The organism is Paraburkholderia sp. SEWSISQ10-3 4, from assembly GCF_030464785.1.
Taxonomy (GTDB): Bacteria; Pseudomonadota; Gammaproteobacteria; order Burkholderiales; family Burkholderiaceae; genus Paraburkholderia; species Paraburkholderia aspalathi.
In genome coordinates this window covers 935,051-959,888 of record NZ_JALPRI010000001.1, presented here as the reverse complement: position 1 = coordinate 959,888, position 24,838 = coordinate 935,051, and the positions used below count along the sequence as shown (strand labels likewise).

Below are 24,838 nucleotides of genomic sequence, written 5' to 3'. Positions count from 1 at the left end.
AAACGGCGGCCACTTTCGTGTGCCGCCGTTTCTTTTCCTGCTGATGCTCTCCCTTCGTTACTTCAGCATCTTTTCAATCTGACGAAGGATGTCGTCACGCTTTTCACGGGTGAGGCCCTTCAGGCGCAGTTCGATTCGATCGTCTCCATACGATTTCAGATCGCCGACCGAGACGCCGCCGAGCTTGATTTCCAGACGCTGCGCATAGCGCTGCCGACCCGCCGGCTTGGTGCTTTCCTGCGCACTTGCTCTGCCCTTGACGATGTCCGCAACCTGTCGCGTGCTCAGGTCGTCCGAGAGGATTTTGTTGATCAGGCGCAGCGTAGCGTCGGCGCCGCGGGCGGTGTGATAGCGGCCCACCTGATACGCCATGTTCGAACCAAAGCGGTCAGGCCTTGCGACCATCTCATGCATCACCGCCTCGGGTAGCTTCGCAATCGACAGGGCGACTGCGATGGTTGACTCGTCCAGTCCGAGATGTTCGGCGAGCTCCTTCTGGCTCTGGAAATGCCGATCGTCGAGAAAGCGTTTCCAGACGACGGCGTTGTCGAACACGGTCTGCGAATCGCGCTGGACGTTGAGGTCGTAGCCGAGCTTATAGCTCTGGATGCCGATCGGTAGGTCGATGACGATTGCCTTCACCGATTCCTTGTTCGCTTCTTTAAGCGCCCGCACGCGCCGGCCGCCATCGCTTACGTAGTAGGTGCCGGGATTGTCGTAATCGGGAATGACGTGAATCGCCTGCTGCTGGCCCTGCTTCGCCAGATTGACAGCAAGCTCGGCAATCGACGCCTTCAGATAGAAATGGCGCGGATTGAACGGGCTCGGTTTGATCGTCTTGAGCGCGAGCTCGATGACCTGGCCCGGCCGGTAGGCGTGTTCGATCCGCCAGGCACGGTAGGCCGCCGACTCATTGGCGATATCCGCCGCTTCGAGTTCGGTGACGTCCTGGGAAAGGACAGGCTGGATGACGCGGTTCGGTACATCGCCAGTTGGGGCGCCATTCTTGACCAAACCGTCGATCGCGTTCAGGCGGTCGAGAGCGGTTCGCTTTTCGCTGCTAGTCGTATCAGGACGTGCTTGAAAGCCTTTGGCGAATTGGGAGGGTTTCATTCAGGGTCCTTTATGCGCATAAATTCAGGGGAGCAGGGCTGCGATCTCGTTGGCGCACGCCCGTACTTCGATGGCGGCGAGCTTGGCGCCGCGATCGTTCATCTGAAGCACTGTCTGCCCTAAGGCCATTGCCTGCTTGTAGGCCTCCCGCGTCGGGATCTGGGTCTTGAGCAGTGGAAAACCGAGCTCTTCCAACGCACGCTTCAGTTCGCGCGTCAGCATCCGTTTCTCTTCGGTCTTATTCAGCAGAAAGACGGCGCGCAGATCCTCGTTCATGACCTGGGCCTGCTGCACGAGTTTCACCAGCCCGACGCTCGACCAATAGTCGGCGGGCGACGACGACGTTGGCATGATCGCGACGCTCGCCGCGAGCAACACGACGCCGGACACTTTCTCGGTGATGGAGGGTGGGCAGTCGACGACGATGATGTCGTAGTCAGCCACGAACTTCTTGATCTCGCGATGGATCTGGCTGCCGGCTTCGGAGAGGTTGACGACTGGGAAGGGAATGCCGGTTTCGCCGTCTGATGATGCGCTGGCCCAATGGACCAGGGTGTTTTGACCATCTGCGTCTACGACGAGGACGCGTTTGCCTTTTTCATGGAACGCAGCCCCGAGGTGCATCGCGATTGTGCTCTTCCCGACCCCACCCTTCTGCTGAGTTACCGCGATGATTTCTGCTGCCAATCTTCACCTCCTCTTTTTAGACGCAAAAGGATTTTACCTGGATGAATTCGCATTTCAATCGTTTTTGTGTAAACGCGAGAAGAATTAGCCGAACGGGATAGGTTTATGCGCATAAAGGTTGTGGCATGGCTGAGCTAAAGCGCAGCGGGTGTGAAGCGGATCAACGGCGATAGGTTTGCGGCACCGGGAAGGTGTCAGACGCTGTGAGGTATCGAAGGGGGAGTTCGCTACTGGATCTGGTGCGATGCGAAGCTGCGCCCACGGGTATGGGTCGTGGTGCATCGGCAGTCTGGGATTCGACGCCGTGCCGCTTACCTAGGGTGGCGTTGCTGCGTCGCATCGCTTTTACAGGCCCCAACTGTTGGCGGCGTCGAGGCATATCCGGGCCACACTCGTGCCCCGCGAGCCGTCACGCATAGACACCTTTATGCGCATAAACTTTTCGGGCGTGACTCAAGCATGGAGCCGCCGTTGCTGGGGGGTGTAGGGATCGATGCATGATCCTGCGGCACGGCACGGAGGTGGGACTGGCTGCTGCACGAAGCCTCGTGTCCATGCATACAAAGGGGGAGGCTCAACCAACATGGGTTGACGCTTTCAGTAGAGCGGCCCAAGCCACCCGGCGATAGCTCGACAACTTCCGGCAGGCGCTTTATGCGCATAAACCGAACGACATCATCACCAACAGACAACGTCACGTTCCTGCCTCAACAAACCCGATCGCCCCACCCAACTCCCGCACCCGCTAAAATCCCCCACCAAAAAACACCCCGCACCCAACACAAGCACCATTCACCCAACTATGATCACCATCTACCACAACCCCCGTTGTTCAAAATCGCGAGCTACCTGCGACCTGATCGCCACCACCTACAACAGCGCCAACGAACCAACGGAAATCATCGAATACCTGAAGCAACCACTCACGGCCGCGCAGTTGAAGCAACTCAACGCGCAGTTAGGCTGCACAGTCCGCGAGATGATCCGCGACACCGAAGCCGAATACAAAACACTCGGCCTCTCCGACACCACACTGAGCGACGCTCAGTTATACGAAGCATTGGAAACGCACCCGATCCTTCTGCAACGACCGATCGTCGTGCGGAACGGGCGAGCCGTGATTGGCCGGCCGCCGGAAAATGTCGAAGCGCTATTCGCCTAGGCGTCGAAGCATCGCGATCTACGTGACCCGAGCCGAAGCGACCTAAGCTTTGGCAGGCAACGCAGCGTCCTTCGTCACGATCTTTGTCGGGATAATGCGCAGCTCGGTGAATGTATCGGCAATACGTTGCTGTTCTGCAAGCACGTTCGCGTCGATGGGTTTGTAGATGTGCGCGTAGTGCCGTAAACCCGCTTCGATCACGCCGGCGTCGAGGCCCTGAATCGGCGCAAGCTGTGCGGCGGCTTCGCTGTAGTGCCCGCGCACCCACTCGCCCTCTTTACTCACCGCATCCATCACGATCGCGAGCACGTCACCGTTTTTCTCCGCAAACGGCCGCGCGCTCAGGAAGAACTGATGGTGACTGACGATCCCTTCGGCGTCGGCGAGCAAGCGGGCATTCGACTGGCGTTTGGCCGCCTCGAGGAACGGGTCCCAGATCGCCCATGCGTCGATCGCACCACGTTCGAAGGCCGCACGCGCATCGGCGGGCGCCAGAAAAACGGGCTGGATGTCGCTGTACTTCACGCCGTTCTTCTGCAATGCGGCGACCAGAAACCAGTGAACGTCCGAACCTTTATTGAAAGCGATCTTTTTGCCCTTCAGATCGGCGACCGTTTTGATCGGCGCGTCCTGATGGACGAGGATCCCTTCGGCATGCGGCGTCGGAATTTCATACGCGGTATAGACAAAGTTCGCGCCCGCTGCCTGCGCGAACACCGGCGGCGCCTCGCCGACATAACCGAAGTCGATCGCGCCGACATTCAATCCTTCGAGCAGCTGCGGGCCGGCGGGAAACTCAGTCCATTTGACCGTGAAGCCAAGCGGTGCGACCTGCTTTTCGAGCGTGCCGTGCGCCTTCAGCAATACGAGCGTGTTGGCCGCTTTCTGATAACCGATGCGAAATTCCTTCGCATGCGCATCCGCGGCGAAGACTGACGTGGAGACAACGGGTAAGGCCGCGGCGGCCAGCGAGGCGCCCACGCCGGCGATAAACGCGCGGCGCGTGAGCAACGGATGACGGGACATAAAAGTGCTCGTTAAAAAGACGGACGCGAAACGGACCGATTAGCGTTGACGATAATTCGTCTGCAAGCCTGGACGAACCGATAAATTCGCATAAGCAAATCACGCCGGAGGGGGCGGGACACCCCAGCGGTCCCGCTCTGCCTGTCTGACTGCGTCAAGTCACCTTGCCCCGCTACAATCCGTCATCCGCGCGCAGTCGCGGCTGCGTCAATCGGAAAAGGGACATCGTGCATCTGACGACAACACTCGCGCCGTGGTCATCCCACGACACTCAACTGATTTTGTCGTGCGTGCTCGGGCTCGCACTGATCATCGTATTCATCAGCGTGCTGAAGCTCGCACCGTTTCTGTCGATTCTGGTCGGCACGTTCGCGGCGGGTTTTTCGGCTGGTCTGCCGCTGGAAGCAGTAGCCAGCGCATTCAGCAAAGGCGCGGGTGCGTTGCTCGGCGACGTCGGCATCATCATCGCGCTCGGGGCGATGCTCGGCGCGCTTATGGCCGAATCGGGCGCCGCTGACCGGCTCGTCTCAACCATCCTCAAACATTCCACGCCACGCACGCTGCCGTGGATGATGGCGCTGGTGGCGATCATCGTCGGCCTGCCGCTCTTCTTTGAAGTCGGCCTGGTGATGATGGTGCCGATCATCTTCGTGATGGCGCGCCGTTCGCAGCAGCCGATCCTGCGGATTGCGATTCCCGCGCTCGCCGGCATGACCACGTTGCACGCCCTGTTGCCACCGCACCCAGGTCCACTGATCGCCGTGAGCGCACTGCATGCCGATCTCGGTCTGACGCTCGGTCTCGGCCTGATCGTTGCCATTCCGGCGGTCATTCTGGCGGGACCGGTCTACGGCATCTGGTTGTCGAAGCGGATGCACGTGGTCGAGCCGGAAGAAATGGGCAAGCTGTTCACCGCAGAACAAAGCACCGGCGAGCCGCCGAGTTTCGCGATCTCGCTCATCACGATCCTGTTGCCGGTCGTGTTGATGCTCGGCCGCACGGTTGCCAAACTTCTGCTGCAACCCGAAACCTTCCTGTTCGACGCGCTCAATTTCCTGGGTGAGCCGTTGGTCGCGCTCGGCCTCACCGTGCTATTCGCGGTAGTGGCGCTGGGCTGGTCGCGCGGCATGGCACGCGACCGGGTCGGCGGCATTCTGCGCAAGAGCTTGCCGCCGATCGCGGCGCTGCTGCTGACCATCGGTGCCGGCGGTGGCCTCAAGCAGGCGCTGGTGGTGGCCGGCATCAGCACGACGATCGGCAAGATCGCGGTCGGCGCGCACATGCCGCTGATTCTGCTGGCGTGGCTGATCGCTGTCGCGCTGCGGCAGGCGACCGGCTCCGCGACGGTTGCGACCACCACGACCGCCGGTATCGTCGCGCCGGTCGTCGCGGGCCTCAGCGCGACGCACAATTCGCTGATGGCGCTCGCGATCGGCGCAGGTTCCGTGTTCTTCTGCCACGTGAACGATGCCGGTTTCTGGATGGTGCGCGAGTACTTCGGGTTGCAATTGAAGCAGACGGTGATGGTCTGGTCGGTGCTGCAGACGATCGTATCCGTCGTCGGCCTCGTCTTGACGTTCGCATTGTGGACCGTGTTGACCTGAGCCTGGCCCAAGGATCGCAAGCGGTGGCAGGAATTGACGCCTGGCTGTCAATTCCACATGGCCCGATCCACTTACACTGCTTCGACACAGACGAGGCGCAGTCCCGCGCTTCGCTTTCCTGCCGACCCGGAGCCACCATGCTTGAACTGAGACCGTCCTGCGAAGGATGCGGCAAATCACTGCCGCCGAACGCGCCCGACGCGATGATCTGCACGTACGAATGCACTTTCTGCGAAGTGTGTGCGCTCAGCACGCTGCGCAACGTGTGTCCGAACTGCGGCGGAAATTTCCAGCATCGGCCGATCCGCACGCGCGCGCAGCTGGCCAAACATCCGGCCCGTACCGAAGCACATCCCGTTTCCATCGACGAAGCGGCGCACGCAAGCTTCTTCGAGCGCTACCGGAACACGCCGCCCGGCGAGCGCTAACAAGTGCTGGCAAACGCCCCTTCAATCCTCACCACCACCCGCGCCCGGCGTCGCAATCCCGCTCACCGTGCGCGCCGCCACGCGGAGCAGCCGGATCTGTTTGCGGTAATTGCGGCAGCCGCTGCAAGTCGGCAGATGCAGCCGGATCGCGACCCATTCGCCGGTCGTCAAACGGCGGTCGAGCGCGTCTGATAATAGCCGCGTGATGTGCTTACACTTCCCCATTCGCATCCTCTCTGGATAGGCCCTTTTCGCTCAGGCAAGTGCGCAAGCGCAGCCGCGCGCGGTAGATCAGCACGCTGCAGTGATTGGCGGTCATCTGCAGTTCGGCGCAGATCGCTTCGGTTTCGAGATCGAGAAATTCGCGCATCATGAACACGCGCCCGATGTGCTCGGGCAGGTGTTCCAGACACATCTCGAACAAGGTCCAGAATTGCTGCTGACGCAGCGCGGTTTCCGGCGTCGGCCATGGTTGCGGCTTGCTCTCGCGTGACCAGTGGCCGTTGTCCTTGAAGAGTTCACGATCGAGCAGCGTCTCGCCGTCGATTTCGGATTCGAGCGCCGACAGATTCACCGTGCGCTGCCGGGCGCGCAAGGTGTCGATGAGCTTGTGCCGCAGGATGCCGAACACCCACGTCTTGTGCTCCGATTGCGCGGCAAACCGGTCGGCTTGTGTCCAGGCGGCGGCCAGAGCCTCCTGGACGGCGTCTTCGGCGGCAGCGGCATCGCGCAGTTGCAAACGGGCGAAGCGCAACAGGTCGCGCCGCAATTGCGTCAGATAAACGGGATCATCGAGCGCCGGCCCACTTACTTGCGCCATGGCAGGCTCCATCGCCGCGCCTGCGGTTGCCGCGCGTTTTCTTCTGGATCGTTGTGGTTCATAGACGGGTGGGTTTCCTCGCGCAGTTCCCGGACGTGTGCGCCATTCTCCCGCACGTTCCTGCGCAAGCGAATTGGTATTGAACATGTGCCCGCCAGCAAGCGAAGACTCGATGAGCTTAGTCGTGCCGCAACAGGCTTTATGACAGCAAAAATATTATTGCGAAAAATGAAATCAAGGCTGCGCCGGCGCAACCGTAACTTCAGGCGCGTGGGCGAGGCGTGCAGTGACACACGTTTCAAGCTCGCCGCAAATACGCGGCTGGATTATTTCAATATTTGAAAAAACATCTTCTCGTCTTCGGTATTTTTAGGCGGACGCTGAATCGCTATTCTCCACTCCATCGATCGCCCCAGATCGCGAACTAAATGCCGAGAGGAGTAGCACCATGAAACGCATTCTTACCGCCCTGATCGCTTCCGTCGCCCTGTTTGCTGCTGCTTCGGGCGCAGCTCAAGCTGCTGCACCGGCTCAATGCAGCGGCCCGGCATCGTATTGCAACGTGTTCTTCGGCAACTAATCGTCTTGCGGACGCGGCCGGACACCGGTCCGGCACAAGTCTGCTGACGAGACGGGTTCTCGAAATCAAGAAAGGGCGCCGATAAAGGCGCCCTTTTTGCATTTAATCCCGCACGTTTGACGCACGTATGAAGCGTCTGCAGAACAGGGCTGCGACTCCCTTTCTCCAGTGTGCAAGCGTCGAGAAACAGAAAGCGGTACGCAATACCCGGCACTCCGAAGCAACACCCGCGCCTGGCGCGCAAATGCGCCTAATGCTCACTCTTCTAACGTGTTACAGTGAGCCAACAGCTTGCAGTTCTCCTGCGCGCCCTGCGCAGTCCCTCAGGCATCAGCCTCTCATCACAGCGCCCTGAACCGAACGGGGTCCTTTCCTTCTACTTCGTTCGACGGTGTCGCCGGCGTGGCCTTACAGACGCCGCTCCAGACGCGCATCGTCGCCGACCGGCACCTGTTTGCTGAAACGCCGCGACTCGCCCGGCGTCATGCCCAACACACAGCCACACGTTTCAAGCGAGATCCTTTACCGGAGACGACTACCATGAACAATACGATCAGAAGCTACCGGGGCCTTGAGATTTATCCACTGGTTTATCCGCACCAGCCGCGTTCTGCCGATGGCGTCCGCCACTACGATTCGGGCTTCGACGCCGCGGTGCGAATCTGCCGGCGCGGCACCGACGACACCTTGACCAGCAGCCGTGTATTTCGCGTGCCGAGCCGTTCTCCGTTTGGCGCGGCTGGCGACGCACGCATTGCATCAGCAAGTTACGCGGAGCGGGTGATCGACGGCATGGTTGCCGGCGAGTCGATCGCCGGACTCTGATGCGCGCACCGATGGCAAGCCACATTTCCAGGCGCTCGCAGGGCGCGAATTCCACGCCGTTGACGGGCCGCGCAAACTATCAGGTCGCCGTGTCGTCGCGTCGAACCTCCAGCGGGACGGTGCCGACGCTGAAAGTAATCCGGTTAAGCGACGAGCGCGTGATCTATCCCTTCCAGGGCCACGCGGACATGCCGTTTTTCGAAAATGCGGATGCGGCTCAGGTGTTTGCCGAGACGTACGGCTGGCAGCTTGTGGATGGCGACATCGCTGTCCCGGAATGACAGCGAAGAACGTCGAGTTGCCTCAAATCGTCCTAGGCCGAAAGCATGCTTGATTGACAAGGCAAAAGTACCAGTTATCCACAAGGTTATTCAGTGAATCTGTGGATAACTTTTGTTGCTACCGGGTTATCCACCGGTCGCAACTTTCGAGGTCTGGACCGCGTAACCAGAAGTCGGCGTTTTTTGTGCGCGCCCTTGCCGTACCGCCCGGCTTATTGCCTATGATGGACAGTTCGTACCCTTTAGCGCGTCAAGCGCCTAACCTCGAGGAAGCGAACTATGGCCCATCACATCGCAGTGGTCGTCGGCAGCCTGCGCCGCGAGTCGTTCAACCGCCAACTGGCGCAAGCCGTGATTTCTCTCGCGCCCGCGGACTTCACCTTCGAGTTCATCGATATCGGCTCCTTGCCGCTCTATAGTCAGGACTATGACGCCGACTATCCCGAAGTCGCCAAACACCTGAAGAAGCGCGTTGAAGCCGCGGATGGCCTGCTGTTCGTCACCCCCGAGTACAACCGCTCCATGCCAGGCGTCCTGAAGAATGCACTCGACTGGGGCTCGCGGCCATGGGGCACCAATTCATGGGGCAACAAGCCCGGCGCGGTGCTCGGCACCTCGCTCGGGGCGACCGGCACGGCGCTCGCGCAACAGCATCTGCGCAATGTGCTGGCGTACCTCGATGTCGCCACGCTTGGCCAGCCTGAAGTGTTCATCAAGCACGACCCGGCGGCGATCAACGAGAAAGGCGAGATCGTGAACGACGGCACCCGCAAGTTCTTGCAGAGCTTCGTTGACCGCTACGTCGCGTGGGTCAAACGTCAGACCGCTGCCTGACGGTCAATTCGGGGCCAATTCGGGCCAAATCACAGCATCTACTCAGACGGAAAACGCCGGCGTCGCCGTAACTTCACGGCACGCCGGCGTTGCCGCTCCCCCGTTTAGACGTGATGGTGTCCCGTCACGCGTTCCCAACCATGACGCACGGCCAGCTTGAAGCGCTCCCACGTGCTGTCGGGCGAGGTGGTTTCCCAATGGCGACGGGCTTCCGGCTCGACGTCGTCCCATGCCCGGTCGCGAAAACGCGCGTCCTGACCGATCTCCGCGCCGTAGCGATAGGCCGGCACGTAATCTTCATAGCGCGCGTTCTCAGCCGCGTATTGCTCGTCGTAGTGCGTGCGGAAATCCTCTTCGTATTCCAGATACTCGTTCGGCATCTGGCTGCCTAAACCCGCGGTCGGCTGCCCGGCTTCGGAGACGACGTCCGACGGCTGCAGGATCGCGCCCGAACCCGGCATCGAACCTGCCGCAATCGCGGTACGTCCCGCATCGCCCACCAGCGGGTCGATGACCGGCTCGCTCACGGGGTCGCGCATCGGCCGCTCAGCCCGCGGCGGCGGGACGAACGGCTCGGCGTCGGTGCCCATGAGCGGCGGCGGATAGAGTGGATCGGCCGAGGCCTTAGGCTGTGTCGTTGAAGCCGGCGTCGCTACGCCGGCCGTCGTCGTGCTCGATGTATGCGGCGTGCCTGGCGTCACCGCGCCAATGCCGAGTTCGTCGAGTATCGAATGATCGCGGCTCGATTCAGCTGGCATGTCCCAGTCGGGCGAACGCTCGCCGATGTCGGTCGCACCCAGCCTCGTCAAGGTATTGCGAGCGAGTTCTGCATGCGATTCGCTGGCCGCGCTCACGCAGACCAGCACGGCGCCGCGGCGCACGGCTTCCGTGTAGCGAGCCGTGTCCGGCGCGCGAGGGCCGCTCGCAAACAGGCTCGAGAGAAAACGCTCGATATTGGCGAGCACACCGGAACCGGCGACCTCGTCGGTTGCGGAGCCGACGGAGGGTTCCGGATTCGCCTGCAACTCGATCGTTTCGCGTGCAAAACCGGTCTGTACAAGCGTGTCGCGCGCGGCCTCGGCTTGAGAATAGGTGTCGAATAAACCAATCACGGTATGTCGCATGGCTGTCTCCCGGCGGTTTTAGGTGGATCGAACGGCGCAAGAACGCGTCGGCCTCCTTCCCTAAAAACATCGCAACGATCATGCCGGGGCGGCACGGCGTGTCCGCACGCCCGCTGCTGGCCGCTTGCGCCATGTGTTCGCATAGAAACTGCGGCATTCCGCTGCCGCGCTTTTACAACCGCCGGTAATTGGCGGCGATGCTGAAAAAGCGGCGTTAGTCGGCCGGATGGGCCGCCGCAGCCGGATCGGCGCCCGTTTGCGCCAGTTCGCGCTGGATCGCTTGCAGGAGTTCTTCCAGCAAGGCGATATCGAAGGGTTTCGACAGCACCCGCACGTTCACATGCCGCGCCCGGTCGAGTTCTTCCGCGTAGCCGGTGACCAGAATGACCGGCAGCCGGGTGTCGAAAGCCTGTACGGCTTCGGCCAGGTCGATGCCGTTCATCGTGCCGGGCATGTGGATGTCCGACAGCACCAGGTCGAACGGCAGCGGCTCGCCGGTGCGCGCCTGCCTCGCGTGGGCGTCGTCGAACAGGCAAAGCGCGGTATCGGCGTTGAATACACACGTCACCTGGTGGCCCATCATCTGCAACAGGGCCTCGGTGCCGGCGGCGACTTCGTCATTGTCCTCGACCAGCAGGATGCGCAAGCCGTGCGGCGCGCCGCTTTCCTCGACACCCGTTTCGGCCGGCAGTTCGGCTTCGGGAGCGGCTGTGGCGCGCGGCAGGTAGAGGCGCACCGAGGTGCCTGCGCCGATTGCGCTGTCGATCGCGGCAAGGCCGCCGGAGCGCTCGCAGAAGGCGAAAACCTGCGGCAGTCCGAGACCGGTGCCCATGCCTTTCGGCTTCGTGGTGAAAAGCGGTTCGAAGGCGCGCGCGAGCACTTCAGGCGGCATGCCGCCACCGGTATCTTCAAGCGACAGTTGCACGAAATCGCCGGTCAGCGGAAAGCCGTCCTGGTGGCGGAAGTTGATATTGGCGGCTCGAACCGTGAAGCGGCCGCCGTTGGGCATGGCGTCGCGCGCGTTCACCGCGATGTTGATCAGCGCCAGTTCGAGCTCGGCGACGTCGACACGCATGGGCCAGATATCGACGCCGATATCCATCACCAGCGAAATCTTCGCGCCGAGCGATGCGCGCAGCAGTTCGCGGCACGCCGGCAGCCAACGCTCGAGCGCCAGCGTCTCGTTGCGCAACGGCTGCTTGCGCGCGACGCCGAGCAATTGCCGGGTGAGCGACTGGCCACCCTTGAGCGCCCGCTCCATCGCCGACAATTCGCGGTCGAGCCCCGGCGCGCCGCGCCGCCGGGCGATCTGCACGTTGGCAGAAACGATCATCAGCAGATTGTTGAAATCGTGCGCCACACTGCCGACCAGATTGCCGAGCGCCTCCATCTTGCGCGATTGGCGATACGCGGATTCGATCGAGCGGCGCATCGAGGCTTCGGCCTGCCAGCGCTCCCATGCCTCCTCCTCGGCGCCGAGGCGCCGCAGCGACAGCCAGATCACGCACCACAGCACGATAGACGGCGTGAACATCGACAGAATCAGTACGCTTAGATGCCGGTACCACGCGGCCCAGATGGCCGAGGTGCGATAGCCGCACAACGCGTAGACCGGATAGGCGCCGATGCGCCGGAACGCGAGGATTACGTTGTCGTCGTCGATGTCGGAGTGCATACGTACGACGCCGGCTCGCCGCCCTTGCGCCAGCGCTTCGGCCAGTGGCGAATGCGGCGCCGTAGCCTGCGGCTCGCGCGGGCGGCGCGGATAGTGTGCGAGGATCGCGCCGTCGGTGCGCACGAGGCTCATGATCATCGGCGTGCTGTCGCTGCCGCCGAGCAGTTCCCGGTAGAACGCGTCGAAATAGCTGGGCCGCAGTGCGACTGAGACCACGCCGGCAAATGAGCCGTCGGCTGCTTGCCGCTCCACGCCCGTGTTGAACACCTGTTCGCCCACGACATGTCCCGTCATGACCTTCGAGACATGCTCGAGACCCTTGCCGTCGCGAATGCCGGTGAAATCGTCGCGGTCGGCAATGGACAACTCCGGCGCAGGATAGAAACGGCTGGTGGCGAGCAGATCCCCCTCACGGCCGAAGATCGAGACGGCCGCCACCTGAGGATAGCCGCCGCCCATAGTGCGCAGCTTCTCGTGAATCTCGCCTTCCTGAGCGCGAATGCCGCTGTCGTCCAGACCTTGCGTCAGATCGACAATGCGCGAGTCGAGCGTCTCGTTCATGTCGAACACTTTCAGCGCGTGTTCTTCGGCCACACGCACGGTGCGCAGCGTCACGTCGGTCGCGTCGGCCATGCGCGCGCGCAGATCGCTGAACGCCATCGCGGCGACGTACACGCACGGCAGCACGATGGCTGCGATAAGCAGCGCGATCAGCGTGATGCGCCGGACGTGGAAATTCTGTTCCGGTACGGCCGGAAACCGCGCCTCGTCCTGGCGGCTAGGGGGAGGGCGGCTCGCTTCAGGCGGGTCGAACCGTTCTGATGTCATGGTCGGTAACGCTAAGGTCGTTCTGGACGAAAAGGCTGGGAATCGGCGTCATACGAAAAGCATAGACATGCAGCAGCCGTACTAGTTACTGTGACAAATGGTCGGCCCCCGATTTGTCGGCCGTTTGAATCAGTGACAAATCGAGCAGCGCAAACGTACACAAAAGTATAAATGTAAAAGAAAGACTCTGAAATCTACCGAAATATTTTCAAAAATAGCATTTAATGGGAAAATTTCTTTAATCAAAGCGAAATTGGCGAGTTGCCTTTCCGCCAATTTGCTTCGAAAATCGATGTCATCACAAATAATGCGTCCGCCATGTTCGGATGCATCTGCCACGAGGACCGCCAGGCAACGCGCACAACGCGTGACCGAAGGCGCTCGCGGAAACAGCCGCGCGGCAAGGGACCAGCCCGATCCGTGGAGCCGCGCGGATTCATCTACGGGGTAGGCTCGAACATGCCGGTCATAGCCGTCGTCCACCGTGCCCGCGCGCATCCATGCGCGCCCACGGCTTCCGTCACACGCGCCTCGCTGTGCGCGCACCCCGCTCGTTTGCAAGCTTCATTCTCGCAAGCTTCAGCCCGTTTGAGCGCCGGTCGACAGACCGCACGTTAAAGAAATCACCTCTACCCGCCGTTAACGCGCAAGAGCTAATTCCGCTTACCGACCCGCCCATGCCTTTGCCCATTGTGATCGCCGACGATTCATTGCTTGCCCGCAAGGTGCTCACCAAGGCATTGCCGCCGGACTGGGATGTCGACGTGTCCTACGCGACGAACGGGCGCGAAGCGCTTGGCCTGTATCGCGAAGGCAAAGCGTCGGTGATGTTTCTCGACCTGACGATGCCGGACATGACCGGCTATCAGGTGCTGGAAGCATTGCAGCATGAGGATCTGAACACCTTCGTCATAGTCGTCTCCGCCGATGTCCAGCCGATGGCACAGTCGCGCGTGCGCGCGCTCGGCGCCGTCGCTTTCATCGCCAAGCCCGTGACGCCCGAGGCGGTACTACCCATCCTCAAGGAGTACGGGTTGTATGTCTGAGCCAGTCCTCACCGAAGACCAGCGCGACGCGCTGCAAGAGGTCGCCAATCTGGCGATGGGCCAGGCCGCGACGCGTCTCGCGAGCCTGCTCGATGCGTTCATCGAATTATCGGTGCCGCGCGTGAAGGTGGTGGCGGTGAGCGAGGCGGCACAGGCGCTGCGCGAGATGACCGGAATCGAGGACACGGTGAGCGCGGTGCGCCAGGGCTTTCGCTCCGATATCAAGGGCGAAGCGCTGGTGATCTGCCGCAGCGACAGCGTCGACCAGTTGTGTTCGCTCGTGAGCGACCCCTATTCGCGCTCGAGCTATGAGGCGGTGAGCCAGCAGGAACTCGTGTTCGACGTCGCGAACGTGCTGACGGGCGCGTGTGTCTCGTGCATCCTCGACCAGCTCGGCCGCACGCCGGTCTTCTCAGCGCCAGGCCTGCTCGGTGAGGCGATGACGCTCGACGAAGTGTTCCAGCCCGGCGTGTTGCAGTGGGAAGTCGCGCTGCTGGTGGAAGTCAATTTCGCGCTCGAGGACCAGAGTTTTCGCGCGCACCTCGTGATGCTGATGGCCGAAGAGTCGATCCGCCATATGAACGAGGCGCTCGACGAGCTGTTGTCCAGCCTATGAATGTGTCCGCGGAGTCGTTGAGCGATCTGGTGGTCGAACGTGTCGGTTTCGGCATCTTCGTGCTCGATCGCAATATGACCGTGCTGATGTGGAATCGCTTCATGCAGGATCACAGCGGCTTGACGCCGGAGCAGGTGGTCGGCAAATCGCTCTTCACGCACTTTCCGGAATTGCCGCGCGTGTGGCTGTCGCGCAAGATCGAAAGCGTGTTTCAGCTCGGCAGTTTCGCGTTCAGTTCGTGGGAGCAGCGCCCGTATCTCTTCAAGTTCGATCACGACCGGCCGATTACCGGCGGCGTCGACTTCATGCAGCAGGACTGCACCTTCATGCCGCTCACGCGCGATCGCGAAGTGGTGGCCGTGTGCGTGACCATCTCCGACGTCACGCATGTCAGCATCGTGCAGCGCGAGCGTGAAGAGGCGGTCGCCAAGCTGCAGGAATACGCGGACCGTGACGGTCTGACGGGCATCGCCAACCGGCGTTACTTCGAAGCGCGCCTGCGCGACGAATTCACGCGCTGGCAACGCTACGGCGGCGAGATGTCCGTGCTGCTGTTCGATCTCGATCACTTCAAGAAAATCAACGACCAGTTCGGCCACGGCGTGGGCGATACGGTGTTGCGCGTGATGGCGCAACGGGTCGCCGAGGTGGTGCGGGCGCAGGATACCTTCGGGCGTTTCGGTGGCGAGGAGTTTGCCTTGCTGTTGCCGTGTACACCGCTGGAAGACGCCATGCGGGTCGCGGAGAAAATCCGCTGCACGATCGCCGACACGCCGGTCGACGTGCAAGGCACAAGCGTGCCGGTGACGGCCAGCGTTGGTGGCGCGGCGGCGCGCCTTGGCGTGCCGGCGTACGACGTGCTCATCAATGAAGCCGACGCTGCGCTGTATAGCGCCAAGCGGCAGGGGCGCAATCGCTCGGTGGCGTTTACCTGAGCGTTTCTCGCGAAGCGCCACATCCGTCTTCCGGCCCCTTATTCACCCCTAAACTGCGGCATCTCACAAAGGTTGTTATACTTTTCGCCGTTTCCGGCATCCCTGCCGGGTGTTTCGCGCGTGTCCGCGCGCGCGGGGCGCATGCCTTGCAGTAACCACAAAATTTCTTGAACGCCTTTCAGCGGGCGCCTCCAGCGGAGATCGTCTTGGCTGTTTCCAATCTTGTCGTGGACGATACAGAAATCGACGCCGCTGCCGCTACGTCCGGCAGCTCGTTCTATCTCGCAATGCGCATCCTGCCGGCCGCGCAGCGCGACGCGATGTATCAGGTCTACGCTTTCTGCCGCGCTGTCGACGATATCGCCGACAGCGACATGCCGCGCGCCGAACGCGCCGCCGCACTCGAGCGCTGGCGCGCCGACATCGACGCGTGCTACGCCGGCTCACCGCGCGCTTCCTTGCGCGCGCTGACGCGGCACATTCATACGTTTCACCTGCAACGCGAAGATTTTTACGCAATGATCGACGGCATGGCGATGGATGCCGCCGCCGACATCTGCGCGCCCGACGAAGCCACGCTCGACCTGTACTGCGACCGCGTCGCGAGCGCGGCGGGCCGTCTGTCGGTGAGGATATTCGGGATGCAGGAGGAGCCGGGCCATTTGCTGGCGCACCATCTGGGCCGCGCGCTGCAACTGACCAACATCCTGCGCGATATCGACGAAGACGCCGGCATCAACCGCTGCTACCTCCCGCACGAATTGCTGGCGCGCGAAGGTATTGCCGTGACGAGCCCGACCCAGATCGCCGACGATCCGTCGTTGCCGCGCGTCTGCGCGACGCTCGCCGAGCGCGCCAAGGAGCATTTCGCCGCTTCCGACGCGATCATGGACCGCGAGCCGCGCAGCCATGTGCGCGCACCGCGCATCATGTCGGGCGTCTATCGCGTGCTGCTCGAACGCACGCTCGAGCGCGGCTTCGACATTCCGCGTACGAAGGTCAGCAAGCCGAAACTGCGCATGCTGTGGATCGTCGCGCGTTACGCGCTCTTCTGAGCTGATGCCGAAGCTCATCCATGTGATCGGCGCCGGCCTCGCCGGCCTGGCCGCAGCGGTGCAATTGCAGCGGCGCGGCGCACAAGTCGTGCTTCATGAGGCTGCGCCACAGGCAGGGGGCCGTTGCCGGTCGTATTACGATCCCAAGCTCGGCGCCACCATCGACAGTGGCAATCACATGGTGTTGTCGGGCAATTACGCCACGCTCAACTATGTACGCGCGATCGGCGCCGCCGACGAGCTGGTCGGCCCGTCCCAGCCCGAATATCCGTTCATGGATCTGGCGACGCGGGCGCGCTGGACCGTGCGCATGTCGCCGGGCCGCCTGCCCTGGTGGATCTTCGACCCGAACGCGCGCGTGCCGAACACCGGACCGAGCGACTATCTGGCGCTCGTGCCGCTGCTGTTCGCCAAACCCGGGCGCAGTGTGGCGCAAACCATGCGCTGCAATGGCCCGCTGTGGGATCGTCTGCTGCGGCCGCTGTTTCTCGCGATGCTCAATGTCGAGCCGCGTGAAGCGTCGGCGGAGCTCACGGCCGCGATGGTCAGGGAGACGCTGGTCGCCGGTGGTCTGGCGTGCCGGCCTCTGGTGGCGAAAAACGGTTTGGGCAGCGCGTTTGTCGACCCGGCGCTGCGTCTGTTGCAGCACGGCGGCGCGGCAATCCGGCTCGGGTCGCGTCTGACCGACATCGTGTTTGCCGACAGCGGCGCCGGCCCCGCCCGCATCTCGGCACTGAATTTCGCGGACGAAAGCATCGCGATCGAAGCCAACCAGGCCGTAGTGCTCGCGGTGCCGCCGGACATCGCGCAGACGCTCGTGCCCGGCTTGCGCTCGCCGAATCGCTTCACCGAGACCCTTAACGTGCATTTCGCGGTCGAGCCGCCGTTCGGCATGGCGCCGATCACGGGGCTGCTGAATGCGACGGCCGATTGGCTGTTTGCCTTCGAGGGCCGCATGTCGGCCACGGTCAACGCCGCGGAGCGCCTGCTCGACACACCGCATGAAGCGCTGGCGAAAACCATCTGGGCCGAAGTGGCTCAGGCTGCCAACGTGCCGGCCGAGCCGATGCCCGCCTGGCAGGTCGTGGTGGAAAAACGCGCGACGTTTGCCGCGTTGCCGGATCAGGAAATGCTGCGCCCCGGCACGCGCACTCGCTGGAACAATTTGATGCTCGCGGGCGACTGGACGGCCACCGGCCTGCCCGCGACGATTGAAGGGGCGATCCGCTCCGGCCAGAAGGCCGCGGACACGCTGCTGAATCAACCGATGGAACGCCGATGAACGACTTATCTCAAGCCCAGCCGCTGGACGCCGTCCTGCCTGAAATCGCCGATGCGGCGCTGAATGTGCCAAGCGCGGTGTCGGGCGCTGCGCCTGATGCCTCGCCGCAAGCGTACGCGCCTTCGCTCGACGCCGCGATCACGCGTGCCACCGACGCGATCCTCGGCGCGCAGAAACCGGACGGTCACTGGGTCTACGAACTCGAAGCCGATGCGACGATTCCCGCCGAATACGTGCTGCTGGTTCACTATCTCGGCGAAACGCCGAACGTGGAACTGGAGCAGAAGATTGGCCGCTATTTGCGCCGCATCCAATTGGCGGACGGCGGCTGGCCGCTCTTCACCGACGGCGCGCTCGACATCAGCGCGAGCGTCAAGGCGTACTTCGCACTGAAGATGATCGGCGACTCGCCGGACGCCGACCACATGGTCCGTGCGCGCGAAGCGATTCTGGCGAACGGCGGCGCGGAAACGGTGAACGTGTTCACGCGGATTCTGCTTGCGCTGTTCGGCGTGGTGTCGTGGCGTGCCGTGCCGATGATGCCCGTGGAAATCATGCTGCTGCCGCAGTGGTTCCCGTTCCATCTGTCGAAGGTGTCGTACTGGGCGCGTACCGTGATCGTGCCGCTGCTGGTGCTGAACGCGAAGCGGCCCGTGGCGCGCAATCCGCGCCGTGTGCGGATCGACGAGCTGTTCCGCGGCGCGCCGGTCAATACCGGCATGCGTGATCGGGCGCCGCATCAGCATCTCGGCTGGTTCCGGTTTTTCCGCGGCGTGGACGTGATGCTGCGCATGGTCGACGGCCTGTTCCCGAAGGCGACGCGTGAGCGTTCAGTGCGCGAGGCGGTGCGCTTCGTCGACGAACGGCTGAACGGCGAAGACGGCCTCGGCGCGATTTTCCCGGCGATGGCCAACTCGGTGATGATGTACGACGTGCTCGGCTATCCGGCCGATCATCCGAACCGCGCGATCGCCCGTCAGTCGATCGAAAAGCTGCTCGTCATCAAGGATGACGAAGCATATTGCCAGCCGTGTCTGTCGCCGGTGTGGGACACCTCGCTCGTGGCGCATGCGCTGCTCGAGACCGGCGAAGCGCATGCCGAACAGGCGGCTGAACGCGGGCTCGCCTGGCTGCGCCCGCTGCAGATTCTCGACGTGCGCGGCGACTGGATCTCGCGCCGTCCGAACGTGCGTCCTGGCGGCTGGGCGTTCCAGTACAACAACGCGCATTATCCGGACGTCGACGATACGGCGGTGGTGGCGATGGCGATGCAACGCTCGGCGGCGCTGACGCAATCGGATGTCGACCGCGAAGCCATTGCGCGGGCGCGCGAATGGGTGGTCGGCATGCAGAGCAGCGACGGCGGCTGGGGTGCGTTCGAACCGGAAAACACGCAGTACTATCTGAACAACATTCCGTTCTCCGATCACGGCGCCTTGCTCGATCCGCCGACTGCGGACGTGTCCGGCCGCTGCCTGTCGATGCTTGCGCAACTCGGCGAATTTCCGCAGGGCAGTGAACCGGCGCAGCGCGCGTTCGACTACATGCTGAAGGAACAGGAATCGGACGGCAGCTGGTACGGCCGCTGGGGCCTGAACTATATCTACGGCACCTGGACCGCGCTGTGTTCGCTGAACGCCGCCGGTCTGCCGCATGACGATCCGCGCATGAAGCGCGCTGCGTTGTGGCTGCTGTCGATCCAGAACGAAGACGGCGGCTGGGGTGAGGGCGGTGAGAGCTACAAGCTCGACTATCACGGCTACGAGCGCGCGCCGAGCACGGCTTCGCAAACCGCATGGGCGCTGATGGGCCTGATGGCGGCGGGCGAGGTGAATCATGAGGCGGTGGCGCGTGGCGTCGAGTATCTGCAGCGCGAACAGCGCGAGCACGGGTTGTGGGACGAAACGCGCTTCACGGCGACCGGCTTCCCGCGCGTGTTCTATCTGCGTTACCACGGCTATCGCAAGTTCTTCCCGTTGTGGGCGCTGGCGCGCTTCCGTCATCTGAAACGCAACGGGCTGACGCGCGTCGCGGTCGGGATGTAACGGATGGCGTTTTCAACAACGCTGTCAGCCGACGCCGGCCGCAACACCTTGCCGGTGATCGTGGTGACGGGTATGGCGTTCGAAGCGCGCATCGCGCGCGGCAAGGGTGTCGAGGTGGTCTACGCGGCTCGCGCGGATCTGCTGGAGCGGGCGTTGAGTGCGGCGGTTGCGCGTGGGTGCTCGGGGATTGTTAGCTTTGGTACGGCGGGTGGGTTGGCGCCCGATCTGGAGCCGGGCACTTTGATCGTCGGTGAGGCCGTTGAGGGGCCGTTCGGGCGGCTCGAAACTGATCGCTCATGGGCTGACAGGTTTGCCGCTGCGTTGGCAACGGGGCCGCTCGCGGCGCGTCTGCGGCGTGGGGTGATGGCGGCTGTGACCGCGCCTTTGGTCAGCGCTGATGACAAGCGGTTACTGCATCGTTCGACGGGTGCCTTGGCTGTTGATATGGAGTCGCATATTGCTGGGGCGACGGCTGCCGCGCATGGGGTGCCGTTTGCGGTTTGCCGGGCGGTTGTTGATCCGGCCTGGCGGACGTTGCCGGCTGCTGCGACTGCTGGCCTGCGGGATGATGGGACTACTGCGTTGGGGCCGATTTTGCGGGAGCTTTTGCGGCAGCCTTCGCAGCTTACGGCGCTGATTCAAGTCGCCGTCGATGCGCGGGCGGCGCGGACCTCGTTGGTGCAGGCGCGGCATGCTATGGCGGCGGCGGGCGCTTTGGCCTTTCCCTGATCTGGGTTTGGTGCCTTTCCTTGTTTTGTTAGTGGTCTATTAGCGTTGCCCCTGTGCGGGGCGGCACTTACTTTCTTTGCCGCCGCAAAGAAAGTAAGCAAAGAAAGCGGCTAGAAGCCCCTGCTAAGTGGGCACCGTGGTCTGCTACGGGTAGTGGTGCATCTGGAATCTGTGTTCGTGCCCGTGCACACGCCAGTGACAAGGGCGTCATACTTCCGGCGGCGCTCCGCGCGCCGAAGCGTAATTCATAAAACCGTCTGGTTTTTTCAGGCGAGTTGTCTGCGTGTTCTTCGCTGCCCGACGCGCGCAAAGCGCGCCGGGGATCTGACTCACATCCCTTATTGGACCGCTGGCGTTGCTTCCGGCGGTTTCTTGTCCGTCGGCGCCGTTTGCGGTGCCTGCGTCGTTGCGCCCGACGCGGCAGCAGGCGCTGCCGCTGGAGCGCTCGGTGTGTCGCCTGGGTCGGTGTAGTTCGGGACGCCTGCCGGGGCGCCTGTGGCGCTTCCTGAGGCTGCGTTCGGGGCTTCTGGTGCGTCGCCCGGGTCGGTGTAGTTCGGGACGCCCGCTGGGGCGCCTGCCGCTGCCCCCGACGCGCCCTTGGCGGGGGCGGCGGCGCCGGAGTCGTCCTGGTCGTCGTAGGTCGGGAGCGGTGCGGCGTTGTCGCCGGTGCCGCGCAGGCGTGCCTTACGCTGCTGCGTGTAGGCGTCGCGCACGAACGAATACTTGTCGAGCGCGGCCTGTTGCAGCAGGCTGGATGCGCCCAGCAGATCGGAACGCACGCTCACGAACTGCAGCACGTACAGCGGATTGCGTACCGCCGGCTCAATGTAGTTCAAGGGGTTGAACTTCACGTCCACCACGAGCCCCATGCTGTCACGCACCGTGCTCGGGCCGAATAGCGGCAAGACAAGGTACGGGCCCGACGGAACGCCCCAGTGGCCCAGAGTCAGACCGAAGTCCTGGTGGTGCTTCGGCAAGCCGGCCGGCGTCGCCCAGTCAAGCAGGCCGCCGAGCCCGAAGGTCGAGTTGAACGCGAAGCGCACGAAGTCTTCGGTCGCGTCGGTGATCTTCAACTGCAACAGGTTGTTGGCGGCGTTGGTCAGGTCGCCCAGATTCGAGAAGAAGTTGCTCACCGCCGTACGCAACGGCTGTGGTGTCACCTTCTGGTAACCCTTGGCGACCGGGACGGCGATGAAGCGGTCCACACCGTCGTTGAAATTGAAAATCACGCGGTTTGCCGGCTCGAACGGATCGCCAGGCTTGCGGTCGGGGCCGGTCGCGCAGCCAGAGATCAGACCGGTGGCGGCCAGCGCCAGCACGGTGTTTCGCAGCTTCATACTTATATTCCTTTACGCTTCGCGCGACGTTGACGCGGCTTGCCCATCAGTACGGGTTGGAACACCACCGCGCCGATCAGGGTGCAAAACAACGAGAGTGCCAGCAAGCGTCCCATACTCGACGTCCCCGGATGATGCGACAGCCAGAGGCTCCCGAACGCCGTCGCCGTGGTCGCCGCGCTGAACAACACGGCATGCGTGAGGCTCGACTGCAAAAGGCCAGTCTGTCCGTTGCGCCACGCCATCACAAAGTAAATCTTGAATGCTACGCCGACGCCGAGCATCAGCGGCAGCGCAATGATATTCGCGAAGTTCAGCGGCATGCCGAATACCACACACAACTCCAATGTCACCAGCGCCGATACCAGCAGCGGAACCAGGGTGCGCAGCATATCGCTGACCCGTCGCAGCGCAATCCACAGCAGGACTGCAATCGACAGCAACGCATAGCCCGCGGCCTGCAGGAACGCCTTGATGATCGTGTCCGCGGAATTCAGGATCGAAATCGGGCCGCCGATCGCGTCCGGCTCCGCTTTCTTCACCGAGTGAACGAAGCGGGCGAGCATGGCGTCGTCGTTTGGATCGGTACCGGGTTTGACCTTCGGCGCGATGTCGACCAGCGCGCGGCCGTCTTTCGAAACCCAACTCGTGGAAATCTCCTTGGGCAGGTTGTCGCGCGTAATCTCGGTCGGCTGCAGCAGATCCGCCAGTTGCTTCAGCGCGATGCGCAGCGGCTCGGACATTGCGGTTTCGGCGCGATCGCGCGTGGCGGCGTCGGCGGCGGCCAGCTTTTGCAGCGTCGTGGACAGGTGCTGGGCTTCGGCGGCGCCCGGTCCCGGGTGGTCGTCCGCGGCGAGCGAGAGCTGGTTCGAGGCGCGCTTCAACGCGGCGACGCGTACCACGTCTGTGGCTTGAGGCGCGGGCTGCTGCTGCAGCGCGGGCAACAGCTGCTGCGCAGCACTTGCAACCAGCATCAGCTTTTGCTGCTGCTCAGTCGGAATGAAGGTGCTCAGCGTGGTCACACGACCCACTTCCGGCAGCGCGCGCAGATGCGCGGCCTTCTGGTCCGCGTCGGCAAGCGTCGGCGCGAGCACATGGACGTTGTTGACTGCGGCTTCCGGCGAATCCTTCAACGACAGCAGCGTGGCCATCGACTCCGTATGCGGGTCTTTCAGATGCAGCGGGTTGAAGTCGAAGCGCAAATGCGTCAGCAAAGGTGTCGCGCCAATCACGACGATGAGCGTGCCGATCAGCACCGGTTTGCGGTGATGATCGAGGAAATCGTCGACGGGGGCGAGTTGCTTGAAGCCGGGCGAAACGGCTTCAACCGGCGGTTTGAAGATTTTCAACAGCGCCGGCAGCAGCGTCATGTTGGTGAAGTACGCGACGAACATGCCGACGCCAGCGATCTCGCCCAATTCCGACACGCCGCGGTAAGCCGTCGGCAGGAACGAGAAGAAGCTCAACGCGACCGCCACAGCCGCGAGCGTCAGCGGCACGCCAATGCTGTGCGCGGTATGCATGAGGGCGGCGGAAAGACGGTTGTCGCGAGTTCGCTCCTCACGATATTTGACGCCGAACTGCACGCCGAAATCGACCCCGAGCCCGACGAACAGCACCATGAAGGCGACCGAAATCATGTTGAGCGCGCCCACCAGCAACAGGCCGAGCGCCGCGGTGATCGCGAGCCCGACGAACAGCGTGATGAACACGGCGACGATCATGCGGCCCGAACGCAGTGCCAGCCACAGAATCACCAGCACGACGATGAAGGTGCCGATACCGTTGAGCACGGCGCCGTCTTTGACCGATGCGAATTCTTCGTCCGCGAGCGGCTGTTCGCCTGTCAGACGGACCGTGGCGCCATAGCGCGCATCGAGGTGCAGCGATGCGGCCGTGGCGCGGATCGCTTTCGATGCGGTGGCGCCCGGCTCCAGCGCGTCGTAGTCCACGACCGGCTGCACCGTGACGAAAGCACGCGCCGGCTCCGTGGCGGCGCTCTTGTCGACCAGCGCGCGCCATGAGAACGCCGCCGGCTGGCCAGCCAGCACGCGATCGAGCGTGGTTGCGCTTTGCGACAGCAAATGGCTCATGTCGGCCAGCTTCACCTGACCCAGCTGCAGCGGCAGCAGCAGGCTCGTGGTGAGCGTGCCGGCAAGGCCGGTCAGGCTCGGATCGTGCGCAAGAGCATTGACGAGCGGGCGGGACTGAACGAGCTGCGAGGTGGTGGACAGCACCTCATTGGTCGACGGGAACAGCAGTCCATTGTGTTCGAAGAACGGCCCGCCAGCGGGCTGCGAGACCGCGACGAATTCCTTCGGATCGGCTTTGAGCGCGGCGGTCAGGGCATTGGCGGCGGCGTCGGCAAACTCCGGGGCACGCGCTTCGACGACCACCAGCACGGTTTGGCCGCGATCCGGGAAGGCCGCGTCCATCGCATTTTCGAGCGCGGACCATTGCTTGTCAGTCTCGACCAGCTTGCTGATATCGGTGTTGATCTTGAAATTATGGGCAACGTAGAAGCCGCTCAAAACGGCGAGCACGAGCGACAGAGCGATGATCCGTAACGGATGACGCACCGAATAGGCGACGAGACGGACGATAGATGACTTCAGCATGTAGGCGGAGGTGGCCTTATCACGAGTGGTGTTTTTGACGAAAGTGCACAAGTATACAGAGCCGGAGCGACTCGGCTCCACTTCGGTAGCAAGTACGACACCCGGGCGGCGCGGCTGGGGGCGGGAACGCAATATCGGTATACTGGTCTATCTTGCTTTGGCTGCGGGCTTGCGAGCCTGCCGGCGCT

Annotated in this window: 24 protein-coding genes; 14 read left to right on the top strand and 10 right to left on the bottom strand. The window is 62.9% G+C overall.

The window, feature by feature from the left end; all coding sequences use genetic code 11:
- Window positions 1-57: 57 nt before the first annotated feature.
- Together M0D68_RS04370 and parA are read right to left on the bottom strand one after the other, a co-directional pair.
- A complete protein-coding gene (locus M0D68_RS04370) occupies window positions 58-1,113 on the bottom strand; it encodes a ParB/RepB/Spo0J family partition protein (RefSeq protein ID WP_054034705.1) in 1,056 nt (351 codons plus the stop codon).
- Between the two features lie 24 nt (window positions 1,114-1,137).
- Window positions 1,138-1,800 carry a ParA family partition ATPase gene (gene parA / locus M0D68_RS04365; RefSeq protein WP_054034704.1) on the bottom strand — a complete coding sequence of 221 codons (663 nt, stop codon included), beginning with the start codon at window positions 1,798-1,800 and terminating at the stop codon, window positions 1,138-1,140.
- 802 nt (window positions 1,801-2,602) lie between these two features.
- Here parA and arsC point away from each other — a divergent pair.
- Entirely contained in the window at window positions 2,603-2,962 is a 360-nt protein-coding gene (arsC, locus tag M0D68_RS04360; protein ID WP_200620608.1) for an arsenate reductase (glutaredoxin), read from the top strand.
- A 42-nt stretch (window positions 2,963-3,004) separates the two neighbouring features.
- On the opposite strand, the gene M0D68_RS04355 is transcribed toward arsC, so the two are convergent.
- Window positions 3,005-3,988: a sulfonate ABC transporter substrate-binding protein gene (locus M0D68_RS04355; protein ID WP_266223872.1), complete on the bottom strand. Its 984-nt coding sequence runs from the start codon at window positions 3,986-3,988 to the stop codon at window positions 3,005-3,007.
- A 227-nt stretch (window positions 3,989-4,215) separates the two neighbouring features.
- On the opposite strand from M0D68_RS04355, the gene M0D68_RS04350 reads away from it, so the two are divergent.
- Window positions 4,216-5,592 (top strand): gluconate:H+ symporter, encoded by a 1,377-nt coding sequence (locus M0D68_RS04350; protein WP_093634335.1) that lies wholly within the window; start codon window positions 4,216-4,218, stop codon window positions 5,590-5,592.
- 137 nt (window positions 5,593-5,729) lie between these two features.
- Window positions 5,730-6,020, top strand: coding sequence for a DUF1272 domain-containing protein (locus tag M0D68_RS04345; RefSeq protein ID WP_154566444.1), 291 nt, complete (start codon window positions 5,730-5,732; stop codon window positions 6,018-6,020).
- 21 nt (window positions 6,021-6,041) lie between these two features.
- Here M0D68_RS04345 and M0D68_RS04340 read toward each other — a convergent pair whose 3' ends face one another.
- Complete coding sequence (locus tag M0D68_RS04340) at window positions 6,042-6,245, bottom strand: zf-HC2 domain-containing protein (protein ID WP_093634333.1); 204 nt, start codon at window positions 6,243-6,245, stop codon at window positions 6,042-6,044.
- Complete coding sequence (locus M0D68_RS04335) at window positions 6,232-6,840, bottom strand: RNA polymerase factor sigma-70 (protein WP_054034290.1); 609 nt, start codon at window positions 6,838-6,840, stop codon at window positions 6,232-6,234. Before M0D68_RS04335 ends, M0D68_RS04340 begins: the two co-directional genes overlap by 14 nt.
- 448 nt (window positions 6,841-7,288) lie before the next feature.
- Here M0D68_RS04335 and M0D68_RS04330 point away from each other — a divergent pair, with 448 nt between their 5' ends.
- From M0D68_RS04330 to M0D68_RS04315, 4 genes are all read left to right on the top strand, one after another.
- The gene (locus M0D68_RS04330) at window positions 7,289-7,420 is read left to right on the top strand and encodes a hypothetical protein (RefSeq protein WP_257021004.1); all 132 of its coding nucleotides are present in this window, start codon (window positions 7,289-7,291) and stop codon (window positions 7,418-7,420) included.
- Window positions 7,421-7,960: 540 nt separating this feature from the next.
- Window positions 7,961-8,245 (top strand): hypothetical protein, encoded by a 285-nt coding sequence (locus M0D68_RS04325; protein WP_093634332.1) that lies wholly within the window; start codon window positions 7,961-7,963, stop codon window positions 8,243-8,245.
- Between the two features lie 11 nt (window positions 8,246-8,256).
- Entirely contained in the window at window positions 8,257-8,526 is a 270-nt protein-coding gene (locus tag M0D68_RS04320) for a DUF6723 family protein (RefSeq protein WP_234475619.1), read from the top strand.
- 279 nt (window positions 8,527-8,805) lie between these two features.
- Window positions 8,806-9,360 carry an NADPH-dependent FMN reductase gene (locus tag M0D68_RS04315; protein WP_256457251.1) on the top strand — a complete coding sequence of 185 codons (555 nt, stop codon included), beginning with the start codon at window positions 8,806-8,808 and terminating at the stop codon, window positions 9,358-9,360.
- Between the two features lie 104 nt (window positions 9,361-9,464).
- Here the strand turns inward: M0D68_RS04315 and M0D68_RS04310 are convergent, their stop codons facing one another.
- The 3 genes from M0D68_RS04310 to M0D68_RS04300 form a co-directional block, all read right to left on the bottom strand.
- A complete protein-coding gene (locus M0D68_RS04310; RefSeq protein WP_266223871.1) occupies window positions 9,465-10,484 on the bottom strand; it encodes a hypothetical protein in 1,020 nt (339 codons plus the stop codon).
- Between the two features lie 214 nt (window positions 10,485-10,698).
- Window positions 10,699-12,987 carry a hybrid sensor histidine kinase/response regulator gene (locus M0D68_RS04305; protein ID WP_266223870.1) on the bottom strand — a complete coding sequence of 763 codons (2,289 nt, stop codon included), beginning with the start codon at window positions 12,985-12,987 and terminating at the stop codon, window positions 10,699-10,701.
- Window positions 12,988-13,116: 129 nt separating this feature from the next.
- Window positions 13,117-13,485 (bottom strand): hypothetical protein, encoded by a 369-nt coding sequence (locus M0D68_RS04300; protein WP_143131693.1) that lies wholly within the window; start codon window positions 13,483-13,485, stop codon window positions 13,117-13,119.
- A 179-nt stretch (window positions 13,486-13,664) separates the two neighbouring features.
- Here M0D68_RS04300 and M0D68_RS04295 point away from each other — a divergent pair, with 179 nt between their 5' ends.
- The 7 genes from M0D68_RS04295 (at window position 13,665) to M0D68_RS04265 (ending at window position 20,695) form a co-directional block, all read left to right on the top strand.
- Window positions 13,665-14,033 carry a response regulator gene (locus M0D68_RS04295; RefSeq protein WP_093634326.1) on the top strand — a complete coding sequence of 123 codons (369 nt, stop codon included), beginning with the start codon at window positions 13,665-13,667 and terminating at the stop codon, window positions 14,031-14,033.
- Entirely contained in the window at window positions 14,026-14,649 is a 624-nt protein-coding gene (locus tag M0D68_RS04290; RefSeq protein ID WP_211706779.1) for a chemotaxis protein CheC, read from the top strand. The genes M0D68_RS04295 and M0D68_RS04290 overlap by 8 nt, the downstream gene beginning before the upstream one ends.
- Complete coding sequence (locus M0D68_RS04285) at window positions 14,646-15,584, top strand: diguanylate cyclase (RefSeq protein ID WP_054034186.1); 939 nt, start codon at window positions 14,646-14,648, stop codon at window positions 15,582-15,584. The genes M0D68_RS04290 and M0D68_RS04285 overlap by 4 nt, the downstream gene beginning before the upstream one ends.
- A 206-nt stretch (window positions 15,585-15,790) precedes the next feature.
- A complete protein-coding gene (hpnD, locus tag M0D68_RS04280) occupies window positions 15,791-16,639 on the top strand; it encodes a presqualene diphosphate synthase HpnD (RefSeq protein WP_266223869.1) in 849 nt (282 codons plus the stop codon).
- Between the two features lie 4 nt (window positions 16,640-16,643).
- Window positions 16,644-17,921, top strand: coding sequence for a hydroxysqualene dehydroxylase HpnE (hpnE, locus tag M0D68_RS04275; RefSeq protein WP_266223868.1), 1,278 nt, complete (start codon window positions 16,644-16,646; stop codon window positions 17,919-17,921).
- On the top strand, window positions 17,918-19,966 hold the full coding sequence (gene shc / locus M0D68_RS04270; protein ID WP_256457247.1) for a squalene--hopene cyclase: 2,049 nt from the start codon (window positions 17,918-17,920) through the stop codon (window positions 19,964-19,966). The genes hpnE and shc overlap by 4 nt, the downstream gene beginning before the upstream one ends.
- Window positions 19,967-19,969: 3 nt before the next feature.
- The gene (locus M0D68_RS04265) at window positions 19,970-20,695 is read left to right on the top strand and encodes a phosphorylase (protein WP_266223867.1); all 726 of its coding nucleotides are present in this window, start codon (window positions 19,970-19,972) and stop codon (window positions 20,693-20,695) included.
- A 338-nt stretch (window positions 20,696-21,033) separates the two neighbouring features.
- On the opposite strand, the gene M0D68_RS04260 is transcribed toward M0D68_RS04265, so the two are convergent.
- On the bottom strand, window positions 21,034-22,032 hold the full coding sequence (locus tag M0D68_RS04260) for a VacJ family lipoprotein (protein WP_266223866.1): 999 nt from the start codon (window positions 22,030-22,032) through the stop codon (window positions 21,034-21,036).
- A gap of 2 nt (window positions 22,033-22,034) precedes the next feature.
- Window positions 22,035-24,650, bottom strand: coding sequence for an MMPL family transporter (locus M0D68_RS04255; RefSeq protein ID WP_200651467.1), 2,616 nt, complete (start codon window positions 24,648-24,650; stop codon window positions 22,035-22,037).
- Between the last annotated feature and the right edge of the window lie 188 nt (window positions 24,651-24,838).